Consider the following 24,278-nt stretch of genomic DNA (forward strand, 5'->3'; position numbering starts at 1 on the left):
CCCTTTTTATAAAACCGATTATAATTTATATTAAAATATATTTTTTCTCGATCAGCTTTTTTCAACGCATACTCAAAAAAGAATCTCAAAAAATTATTTTACTTACTAATAACGTTAAAGTTTTAATTTTCTTCAATAAAGAAACTCATTCTCTGCTTCCATAAAAACTCATATTATTTCTTTGAATACCCATTGATAAATGCGTAAACAGTTTGGTTTATCATCTGCTAACCAAAACAGACTGATTCCTTTAAATTCTGATCCTTACGCAACAAAAAAATCCTAAAAGAATGATAATTAATAGCAGACTCTCTCCAATTCTAAAAGGACTAAGGAAACAGTGTATTGTCAAGTAAGATGATCTATAGTACCTTCATTATAATAATTGTGGACATACAATTGAGCCTAAGGAAGTAATGATTTAAAATATACAAATTTCTTGGCTAATTTATCCTCTTTATTAGCTTTAATCTAAGCAAAAAGATCAGCCTCATATCTATTTTATAAAATAGAGAAAGCAGTTAAAATATGAATTTTAAAGTCGCAGTTGTTGGTGCTACTGGAAATGTTGGTCGTGAAATATTAACAATTCTAGAAGAGCGTTGCTTTCCAGCTAGCGAGATAGTTCCTTTAGCTTCACGACGCTCACTAGGGCAAAGTGTTTTTTATGGCAACAAAACTTTAAAAGTCAAAGCACTTGATACATATAATTTTTCTGACACTGATTTATGTCTTATGTCTGCCGGAGGAAATATTTCCAAGGAATACGCTCCTAAGATTAGTGCTACTGGTTGTATAGTCATCGATAACTCCTCCACATGGCGCTATGATGCCAATGTTCCCTTGATTGTGCCAGAAGTAAATGCAGAAAGCATTAAAGCATTTTCTAAACGTAACATTATTGCCAATCCTAATTGTTCAACCATTCAACTTGTTGTTGCTTTAAAACCTCTCCATGATGCAGCAATTATCAAACGCGTTGTTGTATCCACTTATCAATCAGTATCCGGAGCTGGTAAAGAAGGAATGGATGAATTATTTGAACAATCACGAGCTGTTTTTGTCGCTGATCCAATCTTATTAAAAAAGTTTCCTAAACGCATTGCCTTTAATATCATTCCTCATATTGATGTTTTTATGGAAGATGGCTATACTAAAGAAGAATGGAAAATAATGGCTGAAACAAAAAAAATTCTTGATCCCAAGATAAAATTAACTGCTACGGCTGTTCGAGTTCCCGTCTTTATTGGTCATGCTGAGTCTGTTAATGTTGAATTTGCAAAGCCATTAAGTGCTCATGAAGCGCGCACTCTCTTACGCAACATATCTGGTTGCCAAATCATAGATAAACAAGAAGATGGTGGTTATATCTCTCCCTATGAGTGCACAGGAGAGGATGATATTTTTATTAGCCGTATTCGTGAAGATGCCACAGTTGAAAATGGTTTAGCTTTTTGGATTGTTGCTGATAATTTAAGAAAAGGAGCAGCATTGAATGCGGTTCAAATTGCTGAACTTCTCATCTCTCGTAATTTAATCACACCTAAATCAGCTATTTAAACGGAAATAGCAGCATAAAAATCTCTTTATACTGCTATTTTTTTTTATTTTTTTTCAGAAAATACAAGAAAGTTTTCTTAATTTTTATAAAGTAGGATATGTTATAACACGATAGCGTGTTTCATTGCGTTCAGCATTTTCAAAATTGACATTATCTGGAAACAAAGGATTATAAGCTGTCACTCGTTTTATAGATATTTCACGTGTATTTTCAGACGGCTTTAAAATTATTCGATCATCAGTTTTTTTTACACCTGTATGCACAATATCTTTAATATCTGTGGGTTTATTAACCATCACGCTTGTTTCATCCTTTTTTTGCATCTTCTTTTCTGCCACTGGAGCAGTGGGCACGTTTTTTGAATGAGAGACAACCTTTTTTTCTTGTACTATTTGCTTTTGAATTACAGGTTTCAGCTTTTCTTTCATCTGTATAAAAGAAATTATGGGAACATTGTGAACATTAAAATAATTTGCAGATGCCCAACCAACCATTTCGTTATGTTGAAGTAAACACCATACTTTATTAGCAAGGCAACCATTAATTTGTACTTTCGTTCCAGTAGGAACTATCGCCGTAACTTTATAAGTTGTAGCTGGCCCTGCGCGTAAAATTGCTTTGCCTTTTTCTATTTTAGCAACTGTTCCAGCAGCTGCATCACCAGTAACCATTATAAGCCCAGCTCCCATCAAAGATGTCAACATCATTGTCGTTGATAAAAAATTCTTTTTAAACATTCTCTCTTTTTCCTATTCATAGTATTCAGAGACTCAAATTTGTCTTTGCAAAAATTTGTCTCGTTTCAATAAAATGGTGGTAAATTTTCTAGCTTCTCAAAAGTCTGCTACATCTTGAGAAAATTGCAAAAGCTCTCTTACGTGTCTCCCACCACCCTATAGACACAAGCTCTTCTCTTGCAAACAATGCTGACCTTATCGATCATTGCGTGCAAAATATCATTTGCTCACTTGATCATCAGTTCTTAAAGAAGTTTTGAAAATACTATTGGTTCCAAAAAAAGATCACAACGTAGACTATATTGACCTAAGTTGGAGTAAAGTTCTTCTCCCAATAGGGTGTATTTGCTCAAAAATAAACACTTTGTAACAGAGGGTAAAAAATAATATCATTTTTAAAATAAAAATGATTGAACATTTTTTGAAGCTTTTATATTCTTTAATTTTTTTCAAGACCATTCGAATATATAAAATTTTCCCTTTAAACCCTTTATACAAAAACAAAAGAAAGATAAACACGTATGAAATTGCATGAACTGTTTCAATACACAATCATTGGATTATTCCTTTCTATCTCTGCCTTTATCTTTCATGCTTCCTATGCTATAGCAGAAGATAAATCAAAAATTAAACTTGGTGTTATGGAAGGAAAAGAAGCGATTATTTGGTCAGTTGCCGTTGAACAAGCAAAAAAGGCTAATTTAGATATTGAACTTGTTTATTTTTCTGATTACACCCTCCCTAATGATGCTGTTAATATGGGAGATATTGATGCAAATGCCTTCCAGCATACACCTTATTTGAATAATCAAATTGAACAGCGTAATTATAAACTTTCAATTGCTGGATATACATTTATCACTCCAATGGGTATCTATTCACATAAAATCAAAGATATAAAAGAGCTTCGGAATAGAGCAACTGTTGGTATTCCTAACGATCCATCAAATGGTGGGAGAGCTTTGCTTCTTCTTGATTCCTTAGGTCTTATTAAATTGAAAGATCCTAAGAATATTCTTGCATCTCCACTTGATATTATTGAAAACCCTAAAAAATTGAAAATTCGTGAATTAGATGCCGGTATTTTAGGGCGAGTAATCAACGATTTTGATATTGTAATTGTCAATACGAACTGGGCTTTGACCACTGGATTAAACTTACACAAAAGTGCTATCGCATGGGAAAAAACAGATGATAACCCTTATAACAATATCATCGTTGTGCGCACTATCGATAAAGATGCATTATGGGTTAAAAAATTAGTTGATGCTTATAATAGTGAACCTGTTCGTACAAAAATTAAAGAAATTTTTGGTACAGCTGCTCAAATATCTTGGTAATTGTGAATGGAAAAAACCACTCTTATTTCCCTAAAGAACATTAGCCGCCGCTTCAAAAAAACAACAGGTATTCCAGCTATTGATAATTTATCTCTCGATATCCATGCTGGTGAAATCCTTGGTATTATTGGACGCAGTGGTGCAGGAAAATCAACACTTATTCGCTGCTTAAATGGCCTAGAAAAAATTGATGAAGGATATATCTTTTTTGATGGTGTTAATGTTTCCAACTTATCAGAAATAGAGTGGACTTCCTACCGCAAACATATTGGAATGATTTTTCAACATTTCAATCTTTTATCGTCGCAAAACATTATTGACAACATCGCTTTACCACTCCAATTAGCAGGCATGAACAAAAAAAAACGCCGCCAACGAGCTTCTGAACTCATTGAATTAGTGGGATTATGCGGAAAAGAATATTGTTACCCTGCAGAACTTTCGGGAGGACAAAAACAGCGTGTTAGTATTGCCCGCTCTTTAGCAGCAAACCCCAAAATTTTGTTATCAGATGAAGCAACCTCTGCTCTTGATCCTGAAACAACACAATCTATTCTGGAACTTCTTGCCGATATTAATAAACGTTTTAATCTTACTATTGTTCTCATTACTCATGAAATGGAAGTTGTGCGTACTATTGCGCACCGCGTTGTTGTTCTTAACCAAGGACGAATTGTAGAAGAAGGATGTGTCAAAAACATTTTCACATCACCCCAAGAAGATACAACCATTGCTATGCTAAAACTTGTAACACCACAACTTCCTATGGAATTTGCACAAAATCTTAAATTAATAGGTCAAGAAGCGATTATCGAAATCAATATTGCCGGTGAAATTGCTCAACAACCTTTTCTTAATCTCCTTGAAGATGAAACAGGTTTAAGAGCGCGTATTCTTCATGGTAGCATTGATACAATCCAAGGAGAAATTATCGGACGTCTTTTTTTAGGACTTCCTGGACACAATAAAGTAGCTTTTAAAAAAGCTGTCCAATGGTTAACTGAAAAAGGACAATATTGTGAGGTTTTGGGGTATGTTTAATATTCTATATCATGAGCTTCCTAATGCTATTCTTGATACATTATTCATGACAATAAGTGCCTCTTTTATGGCCCTTATTTTCGGACTACCGCTTGGTTTGTTGCTTCATACAACGACACGTGAAGAACTTTTTCCGTCATTCCTTATTCATTGCCTTTTGACTATTATTATCGATAGTATTCGTGCTATTCCCTTTATTATACTGGCCTTTTATCTTTTACCCATTACCCGAGCGGTAATAGGAAGCGGCATAGGAATTTCTTCAGTAATTTTTGTTCTTACCATTTCAGCTATTCCTTTTTATGCGCGCATAGCAGAATTATCTTTTAAAACAGTTGATCATAATTTAGTTGAAGCCGTTCGTTCTATGGGAGCTAATCGCTTTCAAATCATCAGACATGTTCTTATTTCTGAAGCACTCCCTAGCCTCATTACTGGTTTTACAGTCATGGTCATTTCTCTAATCAGTGCTACTTCGCTTGCTGGATATCTTGGTGGTGGCGGTTTGGGTGATCTAGCAATTCGCTATGGCTATCAACGCTACAATCCTATTATCATGACAATAGTAATTATTTTTTTAATTATTCTCAATATAATTGTTCAATGGACTGGTGATAAAATTGCACAGAAATTGGATAAAGCAAAATATTAAAAAGTTTCACAAGCTGACTTGTTTTCGTCAATTATAGCAATAATAAGCCAGTCGGCAATAAAAGCTGGATTTTTTAATTGTTCAATCTCCATTGTTACTTCATAATGAAAAACAACACGACCAGAAGGACGAACTTTAGCATTATTTAAAATAAAACGAGCACGCACTCGTGCTCCTGTTTTTACAGGATTCATAAAACGAACTTTATTAAAACCGTAATTAATCCCCATCGTCGCGCCTTCCAACTTTGGCAATGCCTCATAAGCTAACACAGACAAAAGTGACAATGTTAAAAAACCATGAGCAATAGTCCCTCCAAAAGGCGTTTCTTTCGCTTTTTCTTCATCTACATGAATCCATTGATGATCATCCGTTGCATATGCAAATTGATTAATCATATCTTGTGTAACAAGACGCCACTGTGATAAGCCAATTTCTTTTCCAATGAAATTGGCTATATCTTTCACTGCTATTTTTCGTTGCATAACACTATCCTTGTTTTACTAGACAAAAGACTAAATGCCTTCTCTCTTGCTTTTATAAAAGCCATTGTTTAGAGCATCAACAACATAAAGTTTAAATGTCTCATAGATAAACGCATTTATTAATAATAAAATGTTTTCTTAAAGAAAAATTTAAATAGGAAACAACAATGACCAGCAATATAAATCTAACAGGTTTAGCACGTGATTTGAAACAGCGTGCAGAAAGCTATAAACCCATTCGTATTGGACTAATTGGTTGTGGTGAAATGGGAACAGATTTATTATCTAGTATTACACATATGGATGGCATAACAATTGCGGCTGTTGCTAGCCGCACACCATCTCGTATTTTTGATGCTGCTGCATTAGCCTATGGAGAAGAAGGCCATGTATGTGAAGTTGAAAACACTACTGCCTTAACCCAAACTATTGAAAAAGGCTTAATTGCTGCTACTAATGATTTAGACCTTGTCTTAGGCCATGAGCAAATTGACATTATTGTTGATGCAACAGGTCATCCTGAAGCAGGCGCAGAAATTGGTTTCAAAACACTTAGCAACAATAAACATCTTGTCATGATGAATGTGGAAGCTGATGTTACGATTGGTGCTTATCTCAAATATGAAGCAGATAAACGAGGTCTTATTTATACACTTGGTGCTGGCGATGAACCGACATCTTGTATGGAACTCATTGAATTTGTCTCAGCACTCGGGCATAAGATTGTCGCAGTAGGTAAAGGAAAAAATAATCCACTTATTTTAGATGCCACTCCTGATGAGTACGAAGAAGAAGCCAGAAAACGCAATATGAATGTTCGTATGTTAGTTGAATTTATTGATGGATCTAAAACAATGGTTGAAATGGCAGCAATTGCTAATGCAACAGGGCTCCTTCCTGATTGCCCAGGAATGCATGGTCCTAATGCTGCACTCAAAGATTTAAATAAAGTACTTATTCCAAAACAAGATGGTGGCATTTTAAACAGATGTGGTGTTGTAGATTATTCAATAGGCAAAGGAGTTGCCCCTGGTGTTTTTGTTATTGCAGAAATAGCACATCCACGTTTACGTGAACGTATGGAAGATTTAAAAATCGGTCAAGGACCTTACTTTACCTTTCACCGCCCCTACCACTTAACTGCAATGGAAGTTCCACTTACCTGCGCACGCATTATGTTGTATGGTAAAACAGATATGGCACCACTTAAACACCCAGTAGCGGAGGTTTGTGCTGTTGCTAAAAAAAACTTATACCCTGGTGAACAATTAGATTTTATAGGTCTTTACAGCTATCGTGCTTGGACAATGAGCGTTGAAGAAGCACGCGCTCATCAAGCTATCCCTTGTGGACTTCTAGAAAAAGCAACGGTTACAGCTGCAATTAAAAAGAATGAGCTCATTACAATACACAATACAACTATTCGCGAAAATCAATGGATTGCACAACTGCGTAAGAAACAAGACCTCTTACTACATTAAATATTCTTCTCGTATAAGCCATACTGTCCATTTAAAAGTACTAAACCGTATAAAATAATCCAGATATAGAAAAAAAAACTAAATCACTTCTTAGTCTCAAAGAGAAAAACATTGCTTATTCTTTTTAAATCAAAGCATTTAATAATCACAAATTTTCTTTCAGTTGCTCATTCTTTTAAAAAAACGAAAATATTAACAAGCCTTAATCAATAAAAGAAATAAAATTATAAACAATCTTATAAACCGTCACTCTTTTAAGTATCAAATTCGCTTTGCACATCACGCTTACAAAGTATATGAAATAAAGGGCAAGAAACAACCTTTGTGAAAAAATAAAAAACATAGATACACTTTATCAGCTTCACTCAATAATTCTCTGTAAACTAGCCATAAAAAGTTTGTATAACATGAAAAATACAAAACAAATTTAATCCTTGATTGACATTGAATTATACATTAAACATTACATATCTTAGGTCATTTTGATAACGTAATGTATTCTTGCTGTATATTTATTGTGTAAAAAAACTTAATATAAGGGTTTTAATCCTAAAATTTCAAAAATGTTTTAAAAAAGGACAAAATAATGATTGTTAAACGTATAATAAAGGCAGTTTCTATTTTAACTGTAATAATGAGCTTTATAACCGCCGCATGGGCAAATCTAACGGTTGAACACGCTTCAGGCACAACTTCTGTTCCTAACAACCCTAAAAAGGTTGTATTCTTTGATCTTGCATCGCTCGATAATGTAAATCGTTTAGGCATTAATACTGAGGTTGGTGTTCCTGAAGGAAAAAAACCCATATATTTGCAACATTTCGATGATGTAAAATATGAAAAAATTGGTACTTTCTTTGAACCTAATTATGAAAAAATCGCTGCTTTTCAGCCTGACCTTATTATTATTTCCTCAAGAACGAAATCTAAATATCACGATTTATCCAAAATCGCTCCAACGATTGATTTGACAGTAGGGTATGAAAATGCTCTTCAAAATATTGAACGGAATATCACCATTCTTGGAAAAATTTTTGGGAAAGAAAAAGAAGCGGAACGAGAAATTGCAACGCTCAAAGAAAATTTAGCAATGGTTCGTAAAAGCACAGAAGGGAAAGGTACAGGACTCGTTCTGATGACTTCAGGTGGAAAAATAAATGCTTTGGGTCCAAAATCACGTATAGATATTATTCATACTAACTTTGGAATCGCTGCTGCAACTGATAAAATAGTTGTGCACAAACATGGACAACCTATTTCTCCTGAATTTATTCTTGAAACCAATCCTGATTGGTTATTAGTTATTGATCGCGATGCTGCAATTGGACGGGAAGGAAAATCTGCAGCAGAATTGTTAGACAATGAACTTGTTCACCGCACAACTGCTGGGAAAAAAAATCAAATTATTTACCTAGATTCCTGGAGCTGGTATCGTGCAAGTGGTGGTTTAACTGGACTGAATGAAGCAACAAAGCAAATCAGCAAAGCTTTTACAGAAAGTAAATAAGAACGGTTAAATATAAAATAACTTGCTCGTTATAAAATAAGATTTAATAACAGAAGTTTTTATATTATTATACCAAAAAGCTTCTGTTATTTAAAAAAAGAATTTGATGTGACAAATTATTGGATAGCCATAGCAATCATTGCAATATTTTCTGCTTGTAGCATTTTCGTTGGTTATTCTGATATGACACTTGCTGATTTATTATCAGGCGATTTAAAAGCGTGGCTTCTTTTTTGGCAAACGCGTCTTCCTCGAACAATTGCAGTACTCTTGACGGGTATGTCACTCGCTCTCTCAGGAACAATTATGCAATTGTTAACACGTAATCGTTTTGTCGAACCTTCAACCGCTGGAACAGTTGAATCCGCATCACTCGGCATCCTTTTCGTTATGATTTTTATCCCTGACATACCTGTACTTGGAAAAATGGTTGTTTCCACAGCCTTTGCCATGATTGGTACATTAATTTTTATGTTTTTATTATACAAGGTTCCTTTAAAATCTGTTCTCATCGTACCGCTTATAGGAATTATGCTGGGATATGTTATTAATGCCCTAACAAATGCTATTGCTGACCATGAAATGCTGCTTCCTTCTCTTCAAGCCCATTTGTTCGGTAGTTTTTCAATGATTATTGATGGGAAATATGAACTTTTATGGTTGTCTTTTCCTTTATGCATTCTTGCTTATTTTGCTGCCCATCACTTTACTGTAGCTGGCCTTGGGGAAGATTTGACGAATAATCTTGGTCTTAATTACCGTATTGTCATGTTTTTGGGGCTCTTTATCGTTGCATCAATTACCGCTTTGGTCACTTGTACAGTTGGTCGTATTCCTTTTGTCGGATTGATTATCCCAAATCTTATCTCAAATTTCATGGGGGATAATATGCGTCATAGCGCTCCCTGGGTAATGATTAGCGGTGCTGGACTGGTATTAATCTGTGATCTTTTAGGGCGAGTCCTTCACCATGATTTTGAAATTCCTATCAGCACTGTAATGGGTGTCATTGGTAGCTTTATTTTTATCATACTGCTTTTACACTGGAGGAAGCGTCTTGGATAGACAAAAAACAACTATACTGATATTGACAGCACTGACCATAATAGCATGTGTTATGAGTAGTCTTTATATGCTATGGAATATAACTATTTTTACATGGAAGTTTCGTTTCGCAAAACTTGTTTCTCTTCTTCTCATTGCATATACAATTGCTATCTCTACTGTTTTATTTCAAACAGTCGTTAATAATCGTCTTTTGACGCCTTCAATCGTGGGACTTGATCAACTTTATATTTTAATCAAAACCGTTATTCTTTATTCTCTCGACTCTCTTTCCCTACCATTCCTAAATGAAGAAGGGCAATTAATTCTTGAAGCTCTTATTCTTATTATTTTTTCAACAAGTCTCTTTCGCTGGTTATTCTCAGGAAACATTCAAGGTCTTCATCTAACTTTATTGATTGGTGTCGTTTTTGGTGGATTTTTTTTCAGCTTACGCATGTTTATGCAATTACAACTAAATCCAGATCAAATGATGAATTTGACAGATATTATGTTTGCAAATTTTAATAAATTCAATACATCATTAATTGGCTTTGCTACAATCATTGTTTTCATCGTAAGCTTGATCGGATGGCGTTTACGTCACTCGCTTGATGTTCTTTCTCTTGGACGTGAAGCTGCTCTTAATCTTGGCGTTGATTATCAGAAAAGTGCTACAGCTATTCTTATTTTTATCTCTATTCTTGTATCGATTTCTACGGCACTTGTTGGACCAATCACTTTTTTGGGATTATTAGTTGCCAATCTTTCTTATGAACTTTCACCTCAAGCAAAACACCATGTTGTTGTACCTACTACAATATTATTAACCATAATTTCTTTAGTAAGCGGACAATTTATTTTAGAACAAATTTTGAATATGGGAGGACGACTAAGTTTTATTATTGAATTTTTTGGTGGTATCGTCTTTTTAAGTCTATTGATGAAGGGACAATTAAAATGATTGAAATCAATCATCTTTCCAAAACCTATGGAGCTAAGACGGTTATTGATAATTTATGCCTTCATTTACCAGAAGGGGGAATTATTTCTCTTATTGGTCCTAATGGTTCAGGAAAATCAACTCTTTTGATGATGATTAGACGACTTTTACCGATTACTAAAGGCACAATTAATGTCGATGGCTTTGATATTCAAACGACATCATACGATATTTTAGCTAAAAAGCTCTCACTTTTACGTCAAGATAATCCTTTATCTGTTCGCCTAACAGTTCGTGATTTAGTAAGTTTTGGGCGCTATCCTTATTCTAAAGGTAGATATAACAATGAAGATAAACAATTTATCAATAGTGCTATTCAATATCTTGGTTTAAAAAACTTAGAAACGCGCTTTTTAGATGAACTATCTGGAGGACAGCGTCAACGTGCTTTTATTGCAATGGTCATTTGTCAAAATACTAACTATTTTTTATTAGATGAACCATTGAACAACCTCGATATGAAACATTCCGTTTCCATGATGAAGCAACTACGCCGTGCAGCCAATGAATTAAAAAAAACCATTCTTCTTGTTATGCATGATATTAATTTTGCCTCATATTACTCAGATTTGATTGTCGCAATCAAAAATGGCAGAGCTGTTTATTGTGGGAGTCCAAAAGAAATTATCCAGCCCAAAATTCTTAAAGACATTTATGATATGGATATTCAAGTTACAACCATCAATGATGTACCTATTGCTCTTTATTACCAATAAAAAACTTTTCTTTAGAACTAGCATATTCTTCAAAACTTTCTAGAAAAAGTAAAATTTGAATATTGAGTAATAGTAAACTTTGAGATCATCAATCTTGGAACAAATTTAAATTTTAAAAAATTTAATAAAATTAGTAATTTATATTCTACATTCAGAAATCTTTATCTTTTTTTCTTCATCTAACTAATTTTTTCTCAATCCTGAAATTTTGTAATCATTAAAATACCAACCTAATGGCAAGAAAGTAGCAACACCATTTCAAATAATCTGCTAATTGTTATTCCCGAAAATAGAAAACAGTGTTACCAAAAACAAAACAAGTGTACGTAAAAAAATTCTAATTCAGTCATTTTTTATACAAAGAAATTAATGTTAGATAACTCCTGAATATTTATAAAATGAACATTCAGCTTTTCTCTTAATATTCTTAATCTAAGTGCTTTATTTATATATCCTTTTCCCATATTATCTATTAGCTGCTTGATTTTATGAAAAAAATTGATTACCTTCGCGTGGTTTTTATGAATCATTAGATAGTTAATGCAATGAGGGGTAATGATTATGAAGCCAGAGAAAGTTACTTCAACAGTGCGCTTTGCAATATCAATGCCGCCAGTGACATTTTCTAAAAATAGAGTGCAATCAACTCAGAAATTTACAAAAATGGCTCCTGTTGTTGAACCCATGCCCCATTATCCTCTTTCAGCAAATATTTCTGATATGCTTACACATATTAATGAGATTATTCGTCAGAAAATAATGAAACCAGTCACAAGCTATGATGATTTTTTCTTTTTAAATGCAGCAGAAAAGTATAAGAAGCAGTCAATGCAACAATGTGAAATAATAAAAAAAGAAGAGTCTCCTACAGCACAAAGAACAGATGGGGAATTAATTGCGGTAGAGAAAGAAAGTGCTGCATAAATATATGCGAAATTTGCAGAATGGTAATTGAATTAAAATAATCAGTGCGAAATAGATAATTATTATTTATAAAAACAAAAAGGGTTTTTCAAAAAAATTTAATGTGTGTCTTACAAAGAATTTTCTAAAAAATTTGTAATGCTATTATATTTTATTTGTGCGATAACCATAATAATTTAGCTTGTATAAGAAAGCCTATCAATTAATAGCTTTCCATATGTAGATATAAGAAAAAACATTCCAGTATCTTATGATATACTTTTAAAAAAATCTCTAAAATCCCGTTTCTATTCGATTATAAACCAATTGTGTGAAAGCATAAATCTGCCCTCCAACAAATGGAGCTGTAAATGCTAACACTAAAAAAATAATAATAATTTTAGGAATAAATGTCAGAGTCATTTCCTGAATTTGCGTCAGCGCTTGAAATAAAGCGATAATAATACCTGTAGACATTGCAGCAAAAACAGCTGGACCACTAGCAGTTAAAACAGTCCATATAGCTGCTGTTACCATATCAATAGCATCAGCTTCATTCATACTCTAAAGCCTACCAACATAAGATTTAGGACCATCAACTTCACTTTTATCACCATTTCCACCAGGTTTATCACCCTCTATATCAGGTTCTTCAGCCATAACTTTAACACCTGGACCAATAACAACTTTTTCACCATTGTCCAATGTCGCAACTATACCATCACTATAAATATCAATAGAAACTACATATCCTTCAATAACTGTACCTTTTTCATCTGTAAATTGAATATATTTGCCAACATATCCCTCTGCCCCGTTGATTGATCCATTAGAAAGCATCTGGGCAAGTGTCTCATTCATTTTTATAGCTTGTTCAACAGATGAAAAACTTGCTAAGTGCGCCACAAATTCTGTTGAATCCATAGGCTTTGTTGGATCTTGATTTTTCATCTGCGCTACCAACAGCTTTATAAACGTATCATAATCTGCATTCTTCTTTGCTCCGACCATTTCTGTCTGTTCACCACTATCTTGAGAATAACTTCTAAGAGCACTAACCGCGTCCAATGCCATATCACACCTCGTTAATATTATATTCCAACTTGCTTTACATTCATACTTGTCGAATTCGTTGAGGATATTTTATCCATAATTTGTGCTTCTTTCTGAAACAAACTACGGAGAACTTTTAATACCTCAAAAATTTTATTTTGCTCAGTTAAATAAATACATTCCTTTAAACCTTTCAAAAGCTCACAATCAGTAAAAGTTTGAAGTAATTTTTTTAACAGATCAACAAACACAGTTAATGCCTTCTCCGCTTCATTTGGATTAATCAACATAAGCTGAGCAGAAAAATAAAGCTGTTTAAGAGGGGTATCAGTATCTTCAACTTGCAAAACATGCCCTTCTAAAAGAAAAGTTGCATCATTCAATAATTCAAAAGTTACTTTACGATCCACCCGTAATACAGCACCGTTAAGAAAGATCCTTTCATTTGGTTTGAGTGTCAAATGAATTGTTTTCTTGCTCATTCATATATCTCCGCATTTTCTGCTAAACCATCACGAATAGATTCAGAGATCTCAACAAGAACATCAAAATCAGTAATCTCTCCTTCATCCAATTTTTGAATTTCTTTTAAAATAAAAAAGCCAATAGAAATGAGAGAGGCTTTCAATGCCTGTGGTAAAGCATTTGCTGCTTGCCCAAGATCTTCAATAAGAATAACCCAAAGCTTTCGAGCGAACTGAACTGCATCCTTAGCTTCACACGTACCAGGACCTTTCGCTTTTGCGGCTAAAAGAAGCTTAATACAACGATCAAACAAAAACCGTTCACGTTCACGTGCGCTCATTGCATCATCTTCCATGATATCTTCATATCGCATTTGATACATTAAACAGCTTAACCTCTTTATTTTAAATAATTAATAAGACTTAATCGTCTTATCATATCTGTCAAAGTATAAGAAGCTTCTAACATAGCCTCCAAAGCTTTGACTTTTTGAGCGACCTCTGCCGCATCAACACCAATCATATTAATTTTTGCTCCTTTGAGAAGGCCTACTTGAGTTTCAATTTGTTGCGTAGCCGCTTTCACCCTTGCTTCTGTACTTCCCACTTTAGAAGCTGTTGCAATAATTTTATCCACAGCACTGCTTGTAGATGTATCATCAGCAGACACTCGTGCCCTTGAAAAGAGACTTTCTTGTGCTTCTTTTGATAAACCGATATCACCAAATTCTGCTACTAAAATCAGATTTTTCATAGCGTCACGGAAGCCTTGTTCATTAGCACTTACCGCAGCATCTACCTTATCACCATTGGGTGCAATGTGTTTCTCAATAGAACCACCCTGAGCATTTGAAAAAAATTCCTTAAAATTCTCTTCATTAAATAAATCGCTAAAGGGCCCATCAATAAATTCTTCCATCTCTTCGCTGGTGAGATCTTCTAGTTTTCTACCATTTAGAAAATTCTCAAACGTCTCTTGCACAATTTTACTGGGACCCGTTTCACCACCTACTTTATAAAACTTTAACGGTGGTTCACTCGTATTTATCCCACCAAATACATACTCACCATTAAAATTGGTATTTAAAGCTGAAATAAATGCACCCAAAGAATTTTGGGCAACAGATTGTGCTACAGATGGTGTTGCATTTCCTGCATCACCTACAAGCATATTATTAAAAATAGTCAATGCCCCTGGTGTTGCTTCTTTATCACCTGATGCAATTAAGCTTTGAATAGCAACCTGCACAGAAGATAATCTTAATGAAAGAAGTTTATTGCTCGTACTATAACCTTCGAGATAACTCATCTGATTCTCAATATCCATTAAGCGTCCTGTTTTACGCCCCAATTCAAGACCTGGATCATATACCTGTCCAGTAGCCATTTCATAGCCCGCTTTCATCAAATCAGACTGCCCTTCAGAAATTATATTACGCCGTGCATTGTTTAACACATATGTCGAAATTGAAGAAACTCTCACTTTACACCTACCTAACTGCTGCTAGAAGATCATCTAACATTTTACCAACCGTACTAATAATACGAGAGGTTGCTCCATATGTCTGCTCTAATTGTAACATCAAGGCTAATTCATCATCCGTATTAACACCTGTTGCATTGGATAATGCCTCAGCTGCATGCAAAAACATTGCACCCTGATATCTAGTTTCTTTGTCTGCGTTTGACCGTAAACCTTCAAGCCAACTTACAGAGTTTTTACCAAAATCCATAATTGACTGCTCTGTATCCAAACCTGTGCCTGTTCCAAATTTCTGTTTTTTATTAAAAGCATCTACTAATTCTTGAAGATTATCATTAAAATGTTCTGGACCACCACCCTCTGTTTTGCTGTCAAATATAGGATTAAGTTGTATTCTTCCTGCTAAACCCTCAAGAGCACTGATCTGACCACTCGGCTGATCTCCATCTAAAAATAAAGAAGGGGGCCAGGAAACATCTGTATTAAAGCATTTGCTATTTCATCTAACTGCTTTTGATATTGTGGTATAATATCATCACATAGCTGCAATAAACCGCCGAGATTACCTCCTCCATTAGGATCAATAAAAGATGAATGACCTAAAGGGACACCATCTATGAAAATCTGTTTTCCAGAAATACCAGGTGGCAAAGAAGTACTGAATTGAAAAGATACTGTCCGTGGTATTTTATCGTACAAAGTACTACCATCCATACCATAAATGGACATTGTTCCATCAGAATGATTAACTGTATTTATACCAATTTCTTGAGATAACTCTTTTAAAACAGCATCTCTTTGATCCATATAAACACTATCATCTCGATTTGCATTTCTCTCCCGCACCACAAGCTGATCAAGCTCATGAAATTTTTGCAATAAACCATTGATGTAATTAACAGAATCTTCAATATCACTATTCACATCATTACATAATTTTTCAATTTCACGACTTCCTGCATTCAACCCTTTGGCCAAATCACGAGCACGATCAACTGCTGCTTCTCCATTAGAACGCTGTTGTGGATCATTAGCATACAACTGAAGTGCTTTTTGAAATTCACCAAGCAATTTAGAAGGTGAATTTGAAAATTTATCCGCTCCATAAATATCAGATAAACGATTAAGCCCATTAGAAAGAGTGCCAGAAGCAGCAGCTTCGCTTGCTTTGACCAAATAATTATTCAATAAATGGATATCACCATCACGACGCACAACAACATGAACCGCCCCCCCGGCCCCGATTCTAAATATGAAGTGCGACGCGTATAATTCGGATCTCCTGCTCTCACGACATTACGCGAAACAGTATCAAGTCGACCTGTAGTTGCTTTTAGCGAGTTTCGGGCTGAGTTAAGTGCTAAGTTAAGCGACATAATCTTATCCCCTTTTGACTGTGTTTACATTATCGTTTCAAATTAACAATAACATCCATCAACTCCGAACCCGTTTGAAATACTTTGGAATTCGCTGTATAATTCCGTTGCGCTTCAATCATATCTGTCAGTTCATCGCCTATATCAACGTTTGAATCCTCCAAATAACCAGAAGATAGAGTACCAAAGACACCATCACCAGGGCGCCCCATCATTTGAGCTCCCGTCTGACTATTAGTTTCAAAAACAGAACCACCTAAAAAAGTTAAACTTTCTGGGGAAGCCACAGTCGTCATGCCTACGTATCCAATAATCCGCGTTTTTTGATTGGAATACATAACCTCAATTTCACCATTTTTACCAAAGGTGAAACCATCAAAGGCACCCGACTCCATACCATCTGCTTCCGCTTCAAAAGCAAATAAATTGCCCTTTTGCGTCACCAGGGAATCTGCCCCCACCCCGCCAAAATTAACATCGACCTCAAAAGTTTCCCCTTCACTATCTGGTAATGTTAATTTAAATTCTTCTGTAGGCTCTATAAGATTTCCTTCTTTATCAAAGTTAAACTCTGTAGAACCAACTTTTTCTCCGTTAGAATAAGCATCAACAACCCACTTATTTTCAGCGGTTTTTCTCATATAGAAATCGACCTGAACCTTTTTACCTTGGCTGTCATAAGTTGTCATTGACTTTTTCTGACTATAACTTTTAGGATCATCAGGATCAATTTCACCATCCTCCGACTCCACAACTTTCGCACTCGGATTAAAGTTTGCTTTAAAATCAATTTTCGTCGTCGCTTCAGGACCGAATAAATCGGTTGGACCACCTTTAATCTGGATTCTTTCTCCATCTTCATTTAAAAGATAATACCCTGCAGTATTGCGAAGATACCCACCCTTATCGCGTGTAAAAGACCCTGCACGCGTTAAAAATTCTTTTCCATTTTCATCTGCAACACGAAAAAAGCCACTTCCATGAATCATCACATCACCAGAACGACCTGTTGCATGCGCCGGACCACTAATCGAAATATCATGACCAATATGACTCTTCACTCCACCAGGAACATAAGCATATTGTCCTGAAGGCGTTACATAATTAGAAAACTGAACATTCGTACGTTTATACCCAACTGTACCAACATTAGCGACATTATCAGCCACACCAGAAAGCCGCGTTCCCTGAGCGTTCATACCAGAAACACCAGTACGCATCATTCCATAAATACTCATATCATCTCCTATGATTTTTAGCCTATAACACTACCATAAATAAACTTCCTTGCGTGAAGCTTTTGCTTAAATGCTTTTATAAAAATAAATTATATGATCATAAAAAAAACATAATTTATCTTTACAAGTCTGAATTGAGTTGAAACGTTAGCGTGAAGTATATTTTTTAAAATATCAGAGGAGGTTTTTGTATAAATTTAATCTAAGTGATTTTTAATTTGTAAACTGTAGCCAAGGAATCTTTTTGAGTCTATTATATCGTAGCCGAGTTTTGCTTTTAGTTTCTTGCGAAGTTTGCTGATGTGGCTTTCAATAACGTTTTCCTCTATTGTATCGTCGAAGATTCCGTAAACAGCGTTAAATATCTGTGTCTTGTTAACACGTCTGCCAGGATTTAACGTTAGATATTCAAGAATACGGCGTTCTCGGCGTGGAAGAGGGAAATTTATTCCATTAATTTGTGGGTCGCGTCCATCGTTAAAGATGCTGATAGGGCCGATTTCGATGGCGGTATTTGTTGCTCGTATATCACTTCCAATTCGTCTCCGAATAGCGGCAATTCGCGCTAAAATTTCACGAACGTGAATTGGTTTACGGATTACATCGTCGATACCTGATTGAAAAAGTTCTATGGTGTGATCTAAAGTGTTTGTCTCTGTTAAGGCTAAAATTGGGGTTAGACTGTAATTCCGAATTTCTTTAGGTAATTCGATTTGGTTTTTACATTTTCCTAAAAGAATTGCTTCAATTGAGGATATCTCATTATTTGAGGCGGTTGAGATCCATTCACTAAAATCAGAAGGAAGTATACCTGTTGCAGCAACTCCTTCACGAGAAAATAAGGTAGCATAGCCATCTGTTACCAATTTACGGTCATCTACTACAACAATCATAAGCACTCACTCAGCAATTTAGAACTAAAATTTAAAATGCATACGCAGGAAAATCTACATACTAAATTTATACAACTTTAATTTTTAAAAACACAAGTCATTTTTACGATTTATTATCCATAAAAACATAATTACTATTTTTAGTTGTATTTTTCAATACAAAAAACAATTTTTAATTGTTTTTTTAAGTTGTTGTTATTTCAAAATGATACAAGATTTCATTTTTTTATCAAAATGATTCACTGTTTTTGTCATAATGATTCATGAAACTCCTTTACAAAATGCTCGAGAATTAGGAGTCCATCGACCAAACCCGCTAGCAATCATATTACGCATAACGCGACATACATAACGCTTTTGAGCTGGATCATTATTAGGTCCTGCATGGTAACGGGCGACTGCCATCGTCCAGCTGCCTTCTTTTTGGTATAATTTTTTTAAAAAGCGCGCAGCATAATCAACATTAAGACGAGGTTTTAACATTTCTACAACAGAAAAAGAATTTTTAGCATGGTAATAATGATTAATTTGCATACAACCTATATCAATCAATTTCGCTCCATAACGCTTAGCATTTTTAAAGATATGTAGAGCTTCTGCTTGATTTTTTGCAAAAATAGCTTTGCCATCAATATTCAATGCATAAGGTTGGAGCGATTCTTTATGGCCTGTTTCTGTTAACCCAACTGCATACAATATGCCTAGCGGGACACCATAGCGTTTAGAAGCGGTAATCATTTCCGCTTCACAAATATTTTTAGCTACCGCACAATTCAATACTATAATGCTATACGACCAACCGATAAGAAGTGCGTGAAGAAATATCTTCAAAAGGAATATCCAAAAACGATGCATCTGATAAAGAAAATTGTTTGAAAAATTGTTTTGTTTCATTTTTTCCATTCTGTTTATTATCATCAAATGCTTGACGTTGATCATCAAAATGTTGTCTACTATTATCCTGCTCTAATCCTTGCTCTATTTGCAAAGATTGGCTTTGGGGAATAACTTGAGCACTTTTATCGACAACACTAATTAATAAATGACCACCATCATGAACCTGTGCCTTTTCTAAAACATATGATAACATCTGCTGATTGCTGATTAAAAGACGCGCTGTTTCTCGATGGTGAGTACATAATTCAATATGAAGCCCTTGCGCAGTCATTCTCACTTTAGCAGCAACTGTCCCAAGCTCTATGGGTGTGAGCTTTAAATGCAGAATCCTTACATCCCCAACCTTTTTATTGCACGTAATATCAATACCACTTAACTGCATCATAAAATCAGGTTTTTCTTCTTGAAAAATAAGCCTATTCCCTATTTCCAAATTCTTAAGAAATTGAGCTTTTTCTATCTCCATACCTACACGTAGTGTCAAAGGTTCACTTCCATGTGCAAAATTTTGTGTACTATACTGTGGTACTTTTTGTTGTGTAAGAAAATGTTTGTCGATTGCTTTAACTTGAATCCTTTCTTCAACAGCACATTCTTTTTGAATATCTGCAACCCACTGATCTTGTATATCAGCATTTATAGAGGCTGTAATGCCCTCATTTTTTATATACTCACTAACTTTTTCTCCAATTTTCTCTTGCCTTATAAACCTCTGCACTAAATAGAGTGGATTCAAAAAATCTTGAAGAGAAATATTTTCTTTATTGCCAATATAACTATGCTTTGCTTTTTGCAATTTTTTCTCCAAAGCTTTAATTACATTTTGTTCCATAATCTCTTTTGATATTTCCAACTCTATAATTTTATCTAAAAAATCCTGTTCTATAACTTCATTTAAATACTCTACATCGTCATCTAGAATTGTCTGTTTTAGAGACTCTCCTAAAGCGTCTTTCCCCCTATACATAAACGAAGAATCTTCATGAAAATTTTTATCTTGTACAAATTTACTCTGTTTAAGCAACCTATCAAACGTTTTAGGTAATTGATTATCCGCACAATCTTCTGATTGAACTGCGACTTTATCTGCTGTAGTTTTATTTACTGTAGCCATTCGCACAGAAAGGAGACTACACAGCCCATCAGCGTTTATCATCATTTTTGTATCCTAATAATTGGTCGATTTCGTTTATCTTTTCTCGTGTATGTTGAATAAATTCCTTTATTTCCGTTTCTATAGGAGATATTGTGTTTTGTTGTTTAGCATCTTTTTCTAAGGTTAACTTCAATTCTTCATAACTTTGCGGTTGTAATGCAAGTTTTTCCTTTTTCTTTTCCAGAATACCCAATGGAAAAGAAACAACTCTTTGCGCGACAGCTTGCGCAGCAATAAATAAAAAACGATCTTTTTCTGACAAATCTTTATAGACGATATTTTGTATCATCTGTAGAGCTTCTTCTGCAGCGATTGAACCAGCAAGACTCATAGCATAATATAGATGTGCGGAGGTATCATCTACACCGATCTCACGTGCTAATGTCAAAGCTTTCTGAGCGCTTATTTGCGCTTTTTCCATACGTGCATCAATTAACGCAGCACGGCTCACTGCCATATATGTCATAAACCGCACTTTTGTCGGTGCATAGACAAGCAATGTTTCCAATTGCTCAATACTTAATTTTTCATCAACCCGCAATATAGCGGGAATAAACTCATACCAAAAATCACAAGCATAAGGTGATTTCCAAAAACGATGCACATAATGACGAATTAATAAAGCCATAAGATCTATTTCACCAAGTATTGATGCAACTTTTAGTTCTCGACGAATAGCACCCTCTTCAAATAAAGTTCCTGGAGCAAAAAGCCTTACTTGATCTAGTGTATTCAAAGCTAAAACAGGATCTTTTTCTATAATATTAACAACTGTAGAAAGCACAATAGATGCAAATAAAGCAGGAGGAATAGATTGAACATCTTTTACAGTTAATTGTGTATATGCCTTTAAAAAAGCGTTTTTTTTATGAGATACATAAGCCAAAGCATCATCTATTATATTTTGTGGAATCACTCCCTTTCCATATTTCTCTAAGATACTTTGCACTACTCGAGGATTTCCACCATTAAAAAGATAGATCAATAACGCATAAAGATTATTCTTATCTTTCCAAATACTAGAATCAAAAGTTAAAAATTTATCGCCAATTTCTTCCAAAAGCTGCAGTTGTTTTTGCAGTTCCTTCTCTTGTCCTGATATAATTTTATCCTGTAAATTTTGTAAAGAACGCACAAGGTGTACTGGCTCAGAGACAATACTTGTTGATAATATAGAGAGCTCTTTATTTTCATGCTCTGCCTGTGCAACAAAAACTTCCTGAGAATCTCCTCCTATCTTTTGTAAAAAAGCTCTACCCTCTTGTATAAGAGCTCCTTGAATAAAGACCATAAAAGATAGAAAATAGACATAGTATGTCTTTTTCACAATCATGGTGTTTTTTCCTTTTTAAAAACTAATTTGTCTTGTATAGACCTCTCAAAAGAAAATGTTCCTAATGTCGACTTTTCCTGTATCTGTTCATCTTTTGGATCTCGTATAAAAATGGATATACGCCGATTTTCAGCAGCATATGGATCCTTTTTATTTTTCAAATCCCGATCTGCATAACCTTCAACACGCAAAATTCGTTTCTCATCCAAACCACCACGCACCAGCATATAATAAGCCATCTGTGCACGTGCTGTTGAAAGTTGCCAATTATCATAAACAGTACTACGATAAGGCCGCGCATCAGTATGCCCACTGATCACGATATCTCCCTGATGCTTGGCAATAATTCCTGCCATGCTAGCAATCAAATCAATAGTCCGCGCCGTTGGAACAGACAGACCAACTTTAAACATTTCATATTTCGGCTGATCCATTAATTCAATCATAACTCCTTCTTTAATCGGCTTCACATGAACCAATATATCACTATTTGTCTCTTCTATTAAATCTGTTAAGTCTTTTGCAAGCGCACGTGAATTCTCAGAAAAATTATTTTCTTGTGTGGTTTCTTTTACCAGTGTTTTTTGCTTTTGATTTTTTCTTTTTTGAGAAGAATCAATATTTTCTTTCCAATAATATGGTGAAAAAGGATCATGATGCTCTGTTCCTAGTTGTAAATTTTCTTGAGTATCACCAGCTCCCTGCCCTACAAGATCCCCTTGTTTAAACTGCTGCTCAGCAGAATTTTGTGCGGAGTATTCTGACTGAACAATCTTTTCCAATCCAGGATAAGGATTGAGCATTAATTCTGCTTCCTCTGTAGTATTTAATTTTTCTGACTGAGCATCATCTCTATGCTCTTGATCAAGAGAGCTTTTTTTATCTTGTTCAATATCATTTTGTTGAATACCACGATTACTTGTTTGGGGATCTACAAGTTTGATTGGATTAAAATAGTTCGCGATAGCCTCCTTTGCCTCATCATCCTGGACGTTAACAAGCCACAAAACGAGAAAAAGCGCCATCATTGCTGTCATAAAATCAGCATAAGCAATCTTCCAAACACCACCATGATGATCATCATGATCATCGTGTCTCCCACGACGAACAATAATAATTTCAGAAGAAGATTGTTGATCATCAGATTTCATTGTATCAACTCCTTCAACGCCATCAACAATGGAGTAAGCTGTGTAGCAATAACCACTTCACCACGATGTAAACGTATCTCTGTACTTTTGGTCGGTCGAAATTCAAATTGAGCTGCATCAAAATCACGCTGTTTTTTGAGTTGTTCAAATAATGCTTCGTTCCCCTCAAGGACTAAAGGTTTCTCTACAGCAAGAGCCTGATCTAACACTTTTGTAGCAAATTCCTGAAGCGCATCTTCTGTAATTTTTTCACCAATAAATATGGAAAGAATCTGTGCAATTTCTTGAGAAATTTCTTGACGTAAATCAGTAAAACCCTTTGTTAATTGATGCTGTACATTAGCTCCTAGCGTTTCAATAAAACCTTGTTTAACGGCTTCAATAGCTTTTGCATGCTCCTCTTCCATACATTTTTTTTCCACTTCAAACTGTTTTTGCAATTTTTCTGTTACCTCTTGCACAGCTTGATCAACAGCTTCCTTTCGGACCGCTTCAACATCGACAACGCCTTCAGAAGAAAGATCGAAAGATAATATTTCTTCCATATATTCTTTTGAAAACTCAATATTAGATGATGAAAAATCTTCCTGCTTCTCGTTATTATGTATGATTTTGCTTTCATTATCAAAAGGCAAAATCTCTATATCCTCAGGAGAAATATAGCGCGATGAAAAATCAGTCAGAAAAGAAGATAATGGAAGACTTACTTGTTTTTCAAATTTTTCACCTATTTGTTCCATTCCATTTACCACTTCCATTTAACA

At 34.8% G+C, this 24,278-nt stretch carries 26 protein-coding genes; 10 read left to right on the forward strand and 16 right to left on the reverse strand.

What is annotated here, in order from left to right; genetic code table 11:
- The first annotated feature begins 528 nt into the window (after positions 1-528).
- Positions 529-1,560: an aspartate-semialdehyde dehydrogenase gene (locus BAR153v2_RS04220; RefSeq protein WP_078680454.1), complete on the forward strand. Its 1,032-nt coding sequence runs from the start codon at positions 529-531 to the stop codon at positions 1,558-1,560.
- A gap of 84 nt (positions 1,561-1,644) precedes the next feature.
- Here the strand turns inward: BAR153v2_RS04220 and BAR153v2_RS04225 are convergent, their stop codons facing one another.
- The gene (locus BAR153v2_RS04225) at positions 1,645-2,298 is read right to left on the reverse strand and encodes an SH3 domain-containing protein (RefSeq protein WP_078680455.1); all 654 of its coding nucleotides are present in this window, start codon (positions 2,296-2,298) and stop codon (positions 1,645-1,647) included.
- Between the two features lie 521 nt (positions 2,299-2,819).
- On the opposite strand from BAR153v2_RS04225, the gene BAR153v2_RS04230 reads away from it, so the two are divergent.
- From BAR153v2_RS04230 to BAR153v2_RS04240, 3 genes are read left to right on the forward strand one after another with little or no spacing between them, the layout of a single operon-like run.
- Positions 2,820-3,638: a MetQ/NlpA family ABC transporter substrate-binding protein gene (locus tag BAR153v2_RS04230; protein ID WP_078680456.1), complete on the forward strand. Its 819-nt coding sequence runs from the start codon at positions 2,820-2,822 to the stop codon at positions 3,636-3,638.
- A 6-nt stretch (positions 3,639-3,644) separates the two neighbouring features.
- Positions 3,645-4,679: a methionine ABC transporter ATP-binding protein gene (locus BAR153v2_RS04235; protein ID WP_078680457.1), complete on the forward strand. Its 1,035-nt coding sequence runs from the start codon at positions 3,645-3,647 to the stop codon at positions 4,677-4,679.
- On the forward strand, positions 4,672-5,331 hold the full coding sequence (locus BAR153v2_RS04240; protein WP_078680458.1) for a methionine ABC transporter permease: 660 nt from the start codon (positions 4,672-4,674) through the stop codon (positions 5,329-5,331). Before BAR153v2_RS04235 ends, BAR153v2_RS04240 begins: the two co-directional genes overlap by 8 nt.
- On the opposite strand, the gene BAR153v2_RS04245 is transcribed toward BAR153v2_RS04240, so the two are convergent.
- Positions 5,328-5,816, reverse strand: a complete 489-nt coding sequence (locus BAR153v2_RS04245; protein WP_078680459.1) for a MaoC family dehydratase — start codon at positions 5,814-5,816, stop codon at positions 5,328-5,330. The genes BAR153v2_RS04240 and BAR153v2_RS04245 overlap by 4 nt on opposite strands.
- A 167-nt stretch (positions 5,817-5,983) precedes the next feature.
- On the opposite strand from BAR153v2_RS04245, the gene BAR153v2_RS04250 reads away from it, so the two are divergent.
- From BAR153v2_RS04250 to BAR153v2_RS04275, 6 genes are all read left to right on the forward strand, one after another.
- Complete coding sequence (locus tag BAR153v2_RS04250; protein ID WP_078680460.1) at positions 5,984-7,297, forward strand: NAD(P)H-dependent oxidoreductase; 1,314 nt, start codon at positions 5,984-5,986, stop codon at positions 7,295-7,297.
- A 586-nt stretch (positions 7,298-7,883) separates the two neighbouring features.
- Positions 7,884-8,804, forward strand: a complete 921-nt coding sequence (locus tag BAR153v2_RS04255) for a siderophore ABC transporter substrate-binding protein (RefSeq protein ID WP_198934319.1) — start codon at positions 7,884-7,886, stop codon at positions 8,802-8,804.
- Between the two features lie 108 nt (positions 8,805-8,912).
- Entirely contained in the window at positions 8,913-9,869 is a 957-nt protein-coding gene (locus tag BAR153v2_RS04260; RefSeq protein WP_078680461.1) for an ABC transporter permease, read from the forward strand.
- The gene (locus BAR153v2_RS04265; RefSeq protein ID WP_078680462.1) at positions 9,862-10,812 is read left to right on the forward strand and encodes an iron chelate uptake ABC transporter family permease subunit; all 951 of its coding nucleotides are present in this window, start codon (positions 9,862-9,864) and stop codon (positions 10,810-10,812) included. The genes BAR153v2_RS04260 and BAR153v2_RS04265 overlap by 8 nt, the downstream gene beginning before the upstream one ends.
- Positions 10,809-11,567, forward strand: a complete 759-nt coding sequence (locus BAR153v2_RS04270) for an ABC transporter ATP-binding protein (RefSeq protein ID WP_078680463.1) — start codon at positions 10,809-10,811, stop codon at positions 11,565-11,567. The genes BAR153v2_RS04265 and BAR153v2_RS04270 overlap by 4 nt, the downstream gene beginning before the upstream one ends.
- Positions 11,568-12,128: 561 nt before the next feature.
- A complete protein-coding gene (locus BAR153v2_RS04275; protein ID WP_143245210.1) occupies positions 12,129-12,491 on the forward strand; it encodes a hypothetical protein in 363 nt (120 codons plus the stop codon).
- A 273-nt stretch (positions 12,492-12,764) separates the two neighbouring features.
- On the opposite strand, the gene fliQ is transcribed toward BAR153v2_RS04275, so the two are convergent.
- The 14 genes from fliQ to BAR153v2_RS04340 form a co-directional block, all read right to left on the reverse strand.
- On the reverse strand, positions 12,765-13,031 hold the full coding sequence (fliQ, locus tag BAR153v2_RS04280; protein ID WP_078680465.1) for a flagellar biosynthesis protein FliQ: 267 nt from the start codon (positions 13,029-13,031) through the stop codon (positions 12,765-12,767).
- 3 nt (positions 13,032-13,034) lie between these two features.
- Positions 13,035-13,544, reverse strand: a complete 510-nt coding sequence (gene flgD, locus BAR153v2_RS04285; RefSeq protein WP_078680466.1) for a flagellar hook assembly protein FlgD — start codon at positions 13,542-13,544, stop codon at positions 13,035-13,037.
- Positions 13,545-13,561: 17 nt separating this feature from the next.
- Positions 13,562-14,005: a flagellar biosynthesis repressor FlbT gene (gene flbT, locus BAR153v2_RS04290; protein ID WP_198934320.1), complete on the reverse strand. Its 444-nt coding sequence runs from the start codon at positions 14,003-14,005 to the stop codon at positions 13,562-13,564.
- Positions 14,002-14,370 carry a flagellar biosynthesis regulator FlaF gene (flaF, locus tag BAR153v2_RS04295; RefSeq protein WP_078680467.1) on the reverse strand — a complete coding sequence of 123 codons (369 nt, stop codon included), beginning with the start codon at positions 14,368-14,370 and terminating at the stop codon, positions 14,002-14,004. The genes flbT and flaF overlap by 4 nt, the downstream gene beginning before the upstream one ends.
- Positions 14,371-14,387: 17 nt before the next feature.
- The gene (locus BAR153v2_RS04300; RefSeq protein WP_078680468.1) at positions 14,388-15,470 is read right to left on the reverse strand and encodes a flagellar hook-associated family protein; all 1,083 of its coding nucleotides are present in this window, start codon (positions 15,468-15,470) and stop codon (positions 14,388-14,390) included.
- A 7-nt stretch (positions 15,471-15,477) separates the two neighbouring features.
- Positions 15,478-15,720, reverse strand: coding sequence for a flagellar basal body rod C-terminal domain-containing protein (locus tag BAR153v2_RS07540; protein ID WP_244548630.1), 243 nt, complete (start codon positions 15,718-15,720; stop codon positions 15,478-15,480).
- 197 nt (positions 15,721-15,917) lie between these two features.
- Positions 15,918-16,685, reverse strand: coding sequence for a hypothetical protein (locus BAR153v2_RS07545; protein ID WP_244548631.1), 768 nt, complete (start codon positions 16,683-16,685; stop codon positions 15,918-15,920).
- 190 nt (positions 16,686-16,875) lie between these two features.
- Positions 16,876-18,084, reverse strand: a complete 1,209-nt coding sequence (locus BAR153v2_RS04310; protein WP_078680469.1) for a flagellar hook protein FlgE — start codon at positions 18,082-18,084, stop codon at positions 16,876-16,878.
- A 197-nt stretch (positions 18,085-18,281) separates the two neighbouring features.
- Complete coding sequence (locus BAR153v2_RS04315; protein ID WP_078680470.1) at positions 18,282-18,977, reverse strand: response regulator transcription factor; 696 nt, start codon at positions 18,975-18,977, stop codon at positions 18,282-18,284.
- Between the two features lie 261 nt (positions 18,978-19,238).
- The gene (locus BAR153v2_RS04320) at positions 19,239-19,715 is read right to left on the reverse strand and encodes a transglycosylase SLT domain-containing protein (RefSeq protein WP_244548657.1); all 477 of its coding nucleotides are present in this window, start codon (positions 19,713-19,715) and stop codon (positions 19,239-19,241) included.
- Positions 19,716-19,764: 49 nt separating this feature from the next.
- Complete coding sequence (locus tag BAR153v2_RS04325) at positions 19,765-21,033, reverse strand: flagellar hook-length control protein FliK (protein ID WP_078680471.1); 1,269 nt, start codon at positions 21,031-21,033, stop codon at positions 19,765-19,767.
- Positions 21,017-22,363 (reverse strand): chemotaxis protein, encoded by a 1,347-nt coding sequence (locus BAR153v2_RS04330; RefSeq protein WP_244548632.1) that lies wholly within the window; start codon positions 22,361-22,363, stop codon positions 21,017-21,019. The genes BAR153v2_RS04325 and BAR153v2_RS04330 overlap by 17 nt, the downstream gene beginning before the upstream one ends.
- On the reverse strand, positions 22,360-23,514 hold the full coding sequence (locus BAR153v2_RS04335) for a flagellar motor protein MotB (protein WP_078680472.1): 1,155 nt from the start codon (positions 23,512-23,514) through the stop codon (positions 22,360-22,362). The genes BAR153v2_RS04330 and BAR153v2_RS04335 overlap by 4 nt, the downstream gene beginning before the upstream one ends.
- Entirely contained in the window at positions 23,511-24,272 is a 762-nt protein-coding gene (locus BAR153v2_RS04340) for a hypothetical protein (RefSeq protein ID WP_078680473.1), read from the reverse strand. Before BAR153v2_RS04340 ends, BAR153v2_RS04335 begins: the two co-directional genes overlap by 4 nt.
- Positions 24,273-24,278: the final 6 nt, after the last annotated feature.

The sequence above is a fragment of the Bartonella sp. AR 15-3 genome, assembly GCF_002022445.1.
Lineage (GTDB): Bacteria > Pseudomonadota > Alphaproteobacteria > Rhizobiales > Rhizobiaceae > Bartonella.